Here is a 7,203-nt window from a genome sequence, read left to right as displayed (position 1 = left end):
CAGGCGGAGAGGACGCTTCTAGAGGCGGACTTAAGCCGCGCAAAAAGAAAAAGGGTCATGGATAAGATGGCGGCTCAGGTGATATTGCAGGGATACCTGGATTCGCGTAAGAAAGGATAAGCGGATGTATAAGATAGATATTCTGGATAACGGTTTAAGGGTCGCCACTAAACCCCTGCAGCATATGGAATCGGTCTCCATAGGCGTCTGGATACGCGCCGGCGGCAGGTATGAGAATGTGAAGACGAGCGGCATAAGCCATCTTCTGGAGCACCTCCTGTTCAAGGGCACGACAAAGCGCGACATGAAGACGATAAAGCAGGAGATCGAGGGGCGCGGCGGAAGTTTCAACGGATTCACGTCGGAGGAACACACCTGCTACCTCGTCAAGGTCCTTTCCAAGGACGCCGAGCTCGGCATAGATATATTGAGCGATATGGCGCAGAATCCCAAGATGGCGCCGGAAGAGATAGAGAAAGAGAAGAGCGTAATAATCGAAGAGATCAATATGTATAAGGATATGCCTTCGCACTATGTCCATGAGATACTGGCTGAAGAGATGTGGCCGGACCAGCCGCTCGGGATGCCGCTCGCCGGGACCGTGGAATCGGTGAAAGCCATAACGAGGGACGATCTAGTCTCTTACAAGGATACCTATTATAACTCTGCCAATATGCTGCTCATAGGGACGGGTAATATAAAAGAAGATATCCTGGCGAAATTAGGAAATAAATATTTTGCCGACGCTAAGGGAAAGAAGTCCCCCGCGTTCACAAAGGTCATTACGCGGCAGGAGGCGCCTCGCATCGACCTGCGCACAAAGGATACGGAGCAGACGCATGTAGCGATCGGTCTCCACGCTGTAGACAGGTTTCACCCCGACAGGCATACGTTGAGCCTGTTGAATATTATTATGGGGGCCAACATGTCGTCGCGGCTATTCCATATAGTGAGAGATGAGATGGCGCTCTGTTACGAAATATCCTCGACCATCAGGAGATATGATGATTGCGGCGCGTTCATAATAAGCGCAGGCGTGGACGATAAGAAGCTCATCGAGGCGCTTGAAGTGATCCTGCGCGAGACGGCGAGGATGGGGAAGGAGCCGGTTTCCGGGGAGGAGCTGCGAAGGGCGAAAGAGTTCTATAAGGGCCAGTTATTGTTCGCGCTCGAGGACACGATGAGCCATATGCTGTGGCTGGGCGAAAAGATCATATCCGGCGAGAAGGACTTCAGCGTAGCGGATATCCTGAAACGCATCGAGGCGATAACCGCGGAAGACATAATTAGGGTATCGGGGAATGTCTTCAAAGACAAGAACCTGAACCTCGCCATTATAGGGCCGACAAAGAAAGGCAGCGAGATCGGGGAGGTATTTCACCTGGCATGAGAGGCTCAATAAAGTTATTTAAAATATTCGGCATATCGATAAACATCCACGTGACGTTCTTTCTTCTGTTCCTGTTGGTCCTGCCGAGCGGCTTGAAATGGGTATTCCTGGTGTTCGGGGTCTTTTTCTTCGTTACGGTCCACGAGCTGTGCCACAGCCTTGTAGCGAAATATTTCGGGATAAATGTCAGTGAGATCACGCTGCTCCCAATAGGCGGGGTGGCGTCCATGGCAAAGATCCCCGAGAAGCCGATCCAGGAGCTTCTGATATCGCTGGCCGGCCCGGCTTCCAATATCGCCATCCTGGTAATATTCTTCTTCCCGATGAAATACCTGTTGGGGGATGAGATCCTGTTCCATTCTCTTTCGGCCGGGACATGGAAGCTTGCGATCGCGTATCTATATTGGATAAACCTGGCTCTTGCCGGTTTTAATCTTTTGCCTGCCTTCCCTATGGACGGCGGCAGGGTCTTGAGGGCGCTTCTCGCTACCAGGATGGGATACCGGAAGGCCACGAAGATCGCCGTGAACCTCGGCCACGTATTTGCGTTAGGCTTCGCGTATTTCGGTTTTGTAAGGTTAAACATCGTTTTAATAGTGATAGCCGTATTCATATATATGGCCGCTTCCAGCGAAGAGATGCAGGTGGATGTAAAAGAGGCCTTGAAAAAATTCAGGGTTCGCGATATACTGCCTACTAATTTTTATACCGTTAAGAGCAACACCACGCTGGCGAAAGTCCTGGAGCTGGTCTTCCACTCCCATCAGGAGGATTTTCCCGTGGTCGACGACGGCGATGCGGTCGGGTTCGCCACAAGGCAGGATATAATGGCCGGCGTACACCGGTTCGGGATGAATACGATGGTAAAGGATGTAATGCGCAAAGATTTTCCAAAAGTAAAGGATTCGGACGCGCTTATGAAGGTCCAGAATATAATGCAGGTAAATAATGTCAGGGTGCTGCCGGTGATGCGCGATAATAAAGTGATCGGCGTGATCACCCTGGAAGATATCGGCAGGGTATATTCAATGGTATCTCAGAAGGGGTAATTAATAAAAGGTTACATAATGTTACGTAAGGTTAGTGAATGTTACGTAAAGTTACAAAAGCCAAATTAACATTACGTAACCTTAATTAACCTTCCATAACCTTACGTAGCCTCAAGAGGAGATGGACATGCAGAAAATAATGATAGCTCCCAGCATACTGTCGGCGGATTTTTCCAAACTGGGGCAGGAGATAAGGGATGTTGAGAAGGCCGGAGCCGACTGGATACATGTCGATGTCATGGACGGCCATTTTGTGCCGAACATAACGATAGGTCCGGTAGTCGTGAAGTCGATAAGGCCTATGACGAAGCTGCCTCTCGACGTCCATCTGATGATCGATAATCCCGAAAAGTATATAGAGAGCTTTGCCAAGGCCGGGAGCGATATCATAACGTTCCATGCGGAGGTAGAGGAGAAACCGAAGGAGATAATCAAACTTATCAAATATTACAAAAAGAAGGCCGGCGTTTCGATCAGGCCTAAGACGGACCTTGAGTCCATTAAAAGCATACTACCTATGGTGGACATGGTCCTCATCATGACCGTTGAGCCGGGTTTTGCGGGGCAGGAGTTCATCCTGGATTGCCTGCCTAAGATAGAGGAGCTCCGTAAATTATTCAAGAAAGATATAGAGGTGGACGGCGGGATCAATGAGTCGACCGCCGCCGAGGTTATAACAAAAGGCGCCAATGTCATCGTCGCGGGCACCGCGGTATTCGGGAGCAAGGATTATTCCGGCGCCATTAGAGGACTGAGAGGAATATGATATTTGTTTAATGTGTAAAGTGTAATGTGTAATGCTGGTGTAATGTATGCATGTGTAATGGAAATTGTCTTTTTGATGTTTTTCATTACACATTACACAATTAACATTACACAAGACTATCGAAAGAGAGGAGTAATATGGGCAGTATAAAGTTCGGGACAGACGGATGGAGGGCCGTGATAAGCGAGGATTTCACGTTCGATAACGTAAAGTTGGTCGCTCAAGCCATGGCCGATTATATAAACAACGACACGAAGCCGCTTAAGGTAAAGGACCGCCGCGCGGTAGTGGGTTACGACACGCGGTTCCTGTCCGACAAATACGCCGAACTCGTAGCGTGCGTGCTGGCCTCAAACGGGATCAAGACGATATTGTCCGACCGGCCGACGCCTACTCCGTCGGTGAGTTTTACCATAAAAGACAGAGGATTGGTGGGCGGCGTGATGATAACCGCAAGCCACAATCCGGCCAGGTATAACGGCATTAAATTCAAGGCGTATTATGGAGGTTCCGCGGGCCCGGACATAACGAAAAAATTTGAATCGTATCTTGGGAAGGGTGAAGTGAAGTACGCTCCCCTGGCGGAGCTGGAGGCGTCGGGCATGATCGGGTTCGAAGATATTATCCCGAAACACCTTCAATTTGTGAGGAACTACGCCGATATCAAATTACTGAAGAAGAGCCGTTTAAAGGTCCTGGTAGATTCGATGTACGGGACCGGTAATGATTACATAGCGGATATCCTTAAAGGCGGCAAATGTAAGGTGGACACTATACATGACGAAAAGAACCCCGGTTTCGGCGGGATAAATCCGGAGCCGATATTGCCGAACCTTAAAGAGCTGGCCGAAAAGACAAAAGCGGGAAAGTATGATATAGGGCTGGCCACGGACGGCGACGCGGACAGGCTGGGCGTGGCTTTGCCTAACGGCAAGCTCCTTACTGGGCACAAGATCATGACGCTTCTACTGCTGCACCTCCTGGAGGACAAGAAGATGAGGGGCGACGTGATACAGACTCTCTGCGGCACGGGCCTCATCGATAAGATATGCAAAAAGTATGGCCTGAAGACGCATGAGACGGCGGTAGGCTTTAAATACATTTGTGAGATAATGCTTAAGAAGGACGTCCTGATAGGCGGCGAAGAGACAGGCGGCGTGGCATTCAAGAACTCTATACCGGAGAGGGACGGCGTATTGTCCGGGCTCCTGATACTGGAGATGATGTCGATGAGGAAGAAAGGCATACTGGATATCCTGAAGGCCATAGATAAGGAATACGGCACCTACGAATACCGCAGGCTCGACGTGAAATATCCGGACGACAAGAAGCAGAAACTGATGGAACATCTGAAGACCGATCCGCCTAAAGAAGTACTGGGCAGCCCGGTCGTGAAGATCAACAGGCTGGACGGCGATAAGTTCATATGCAAAGATTCATCATGGCTCATGATGAGGCTTTCCGGGACCGAACCGATATTACGGGTCTACGCCGAAGCTCCGACGGAGAAGCAGGCTCTTGCGATCCTGGAATTCGGCAAGAAATTGGCTTATAGCATTTAAGAACAGGAAACGATGGATAAATCATTAATTCGTAATTTCTCTATAATAGCCCACATAGACCATGGCAAATCTACGCTCGCCGACAGAATACTGCAGTTCACGGGCGCGATAAGCGACAGGGAGTTCCATGACCAGCTCCTCGACGATATGGACCTTGAGAGGGAGCGCGGCATAACGATAAAGGCCAGCGCCGTCAGGATCAACTACAAAGCCAAAGACGGCAAGACGTATGAATTGAACCTTATCGATACGCCGGGGCACGTCGATTTCACCTACGAAGTCTCCAAATCTATCGGGGCATGCGAAGGCGCGCTCCTGGTTGTCGACGCGGCCCAGGGCGTCGAGGCCCAGACCGTCGCCAACCTGTACCTGGCTATGGAACACAACCTGAAGATAATACCCGTAATAAACAAGATAGACCTTCCAAGCGCAGAGATTGATAAAGTAAAACATGAGATATGCGAGATACTCGGCCTTGAAGAATCCGAGATCATCCTGGCCAGCGCCAAACAGGGGATAGGCACGGCAGATATACTTGAAGCGGTCGTTAATAAGGTACCGGTCCCCCGGGGCGATGCGGCTAATCCGCTCCAGGCTTTGATATTCGATTCCAAATTCGATATCTACAAAGGCGTTGTAATACTTATCAGGGTCATGAACGGCGTCATAAGAAAAGGCATGAAAGTGCTTACGATGGCTAATAATAACGTCTATGAGGTCCAGGAAGTCGGTATATTCAACCCGCGTCCGCAGCAGGTCGATGAACTGCAGTGCGGCGAGGTCGGATATATAAACTGCAACATAAGGGATTCAAAAGACATATCTGTAGGCGATACCGTTACGGATTTTGAGAACCCGACAGCTGAACCTCTGCCAGGGTACAAGAAGGTCCACCCGATGGTATTCAGCGGCATATATCCGGCAAACAGCGCGGATTTCCCGGCATTGAAAGATGCCATCGATAAATTGAGGTTATCCGACGCTTCTTTTGTATTCGAGCCGGAAAAGTCGGTCTCCCTCGGCATGGGATTCAGATGCGGCTTCCTGGGGCTTTTGCACATGGAGATAGTACAGGAGAGGCTCGAGAGAGAATATGACCTGAACCTGGTCGTTACAACGCCCAGTGTAGTATATAAGATAAAGAAGAAGGATGGAACGGTCCTCGATATAGATAACCCGATGAAACTGCCTAATCCGTCGGAAATAGACGATGTGGAGGAGCCTTTCGTCAAGGCCTATATAATAAGCCCTAAAGATTCTATCGGTACTATATTGGAACTGTCTGAATCCAGGCGCGGCTCTTACGTCTCTACCGAATATCTGGACGAGGATAGGGTCCAGATAATCTACAATCTTCCGTTATCCGAAGTCATAGTAGATTTTTACGATAAAGTGAAGTCTGTGACAAAAGGCTACGGCTCTCTCGATTATGAACTTATGGATTACAGGCCTACCAGTATAGTCAAGCTGGACATACTCGTAAACGGCGAAGTCTACGACGCGTTCTCGTCCATCGTTTTTAAAGATAAGGCGTATGCGAAGGGCAAGGCCATAATCGAAAAGCTTAAGGAAACTATACCGCGGCATCTATTCCAGATAATCCTGCAGGCCGCAATAGGGGGCCAGATAATCGCCCGCGAGACGATAAAGTCCGTCGGGAAGAACGTCACCGCCAAATGTTACGGCGGCGACATAACGAGAAAGCGGAAACTGTGGGAGAAACAAAAAGCCGGAAAGAAGAAGATGAAGCAGTTCGGCAAGGTTGAGATACCGCAGGAAGCGTTCTTCGCCGCTTTGAAGGCATAATTGACAGATAGAAAGGTAATGATGAAAGACAGCGTAAAAAAAGAGATAAAGGAGTGGGTCGATTCTATACTGATAGCCGTAGTGCTCGGGATGTTCATACAGACGTTCTTCGTCCAGGCGTTCAAGATACCATCGGGATCCATGATACCGACTTTTAAAATAGGGGACCGGATATTTGTCAATAAGTTCCTGTACAGCGCTCGGATACCTTTTGTGAACCTGAGGCTTCCCGTTCCTGCCGTGAAACAACCCAAGAGAGGGGACATAATAGTCTTCGTCTCGCCCGAGGACCCTAAAAAGGATTTCGTTAAAAGGCTGATAGCGGTGGGAGGGGAGACCGTAGAGATAAAGGACGGCAAAATCCTGGTGAACGGCAAGGCGGTTGATGACCATCCATCCATAGAGGCGGTCTATTATTACAACGCCGGAGATTACGGTAAGGAGGGCCAGAGCATAACCGTCCCGAAGGATTCTTATTACGCCCTCGGCGATAATAGCGGCAGTTCGAGGGATTCCAGGTACTGGGGGTTCGTTCCCAAGAAGAACCTTATCGGTAGGGCAATATTGATATACTGGCCGTTGCACCGGATGAAGGCGATAAAGGCTGAGTAGCTGATAAAAAAAGGGGGC

7 protein-coding genes are annotated in these 7,203 nt (G+C 49.5%); all 7 read left to right on the top strand.

Annotated features, from left to right (window positions below; all coding sequences use genetic code 11):
* The coding region (gene ruvX, locus WC592_02120) for a Holliday junction resolvase RuvX (GenBank protein ID MFA4981252.1) at positions 1 to 120 on the top strand (120 nt) is incomplete at its 5' end.
* Between the two features lie 4 nt (positions 121 to 124).
* On the top strand, positions 125 to 1,390 hold the full coding sequence (locus WC592_02115; GenBank protein ID MFA4981251.1) for a pitrilysin family protein: 1,266 nt from the start codon (positions 125 to 127) through the stop codon (positions 1,388 to 1,390).
* The gene (locus WC592_02110; protein ID MFA4981250.1) at positions 1,387 to 2,439 is read left to right on the top strand and encodes a site-2 protease family protein; all 1,053 of its coding nucleotides are present in this window, start codon (positions 1,387 to 1,389) and stop codon (positions 2,437 to 2,439) included. Before WC592_02115 ends, WC592_02110 begins: the two co-directional genes overlap by 4 nt.
* Positions 2,440 to 2,566: 127 nt before the next feature.
* Complete coding sequence (rpe, locus tag WC592_02105) at positions 2,567 to 3,205, top strand: ribulose-phosphate 3-epimerase (GenBank protein ID MFA4981249.1); 639 nt, start codon at positions 2,567 to 2,569, stop codon at positions 3,203 to 3,205.
* 137 nt (positions 3,206 to 3,342) lie between these two features.
* Positions 3,343 to 4,767 carry a phosphoglucomutase/phosphomannomutase family protein gene (locus WC592_02100; GenBank protein MFA4981248.1) on the top strand — a complete coding sequence of 475 codons (1,425 nt, stop codon included), beginning with the start codon at positions 3,343 to 3,345 and terminating at the stop codon, positions 4,765 to 4,767.
* A gap of 12 nt (positions 4,768 to 4,779) precedes the next feature.
* On the top strand, positions 4,780 to 6,573 hold the full coding sequence (gene lepA, locus WC592_02095; GenBank protein ID MFA4981247.1) for a translation elongation factor 4: 1,794 nt from the start codon (positions 4,780 to 4,782) through the stop codon (positions 6,571 to 6,573).
* Entirely contained in the window at positions 6,574 to 7,185 is a 612-nt protein-coding gene (gene lepB, locus WC592_02090; protein ID MFA4981246.1) for a signal peptidase I, read from the top strand.
* The last annotated feature ends 18 nt before the right edge of the window (positions 7,186 to 7,203 follow it).

This window comes from Candidatus Omnitrophota bacterium (genome assembly GCA_041648975.1).
Classification (GTDB): Bacteria; Omnitrophota; Gorgyraeia; order 2-01-FULL-45-10; family 2-01-FULL-45-10; genus JAQUSE01.
This window is presented reverse-complemented; position numbering and strand designations above follow the sequence as displayed.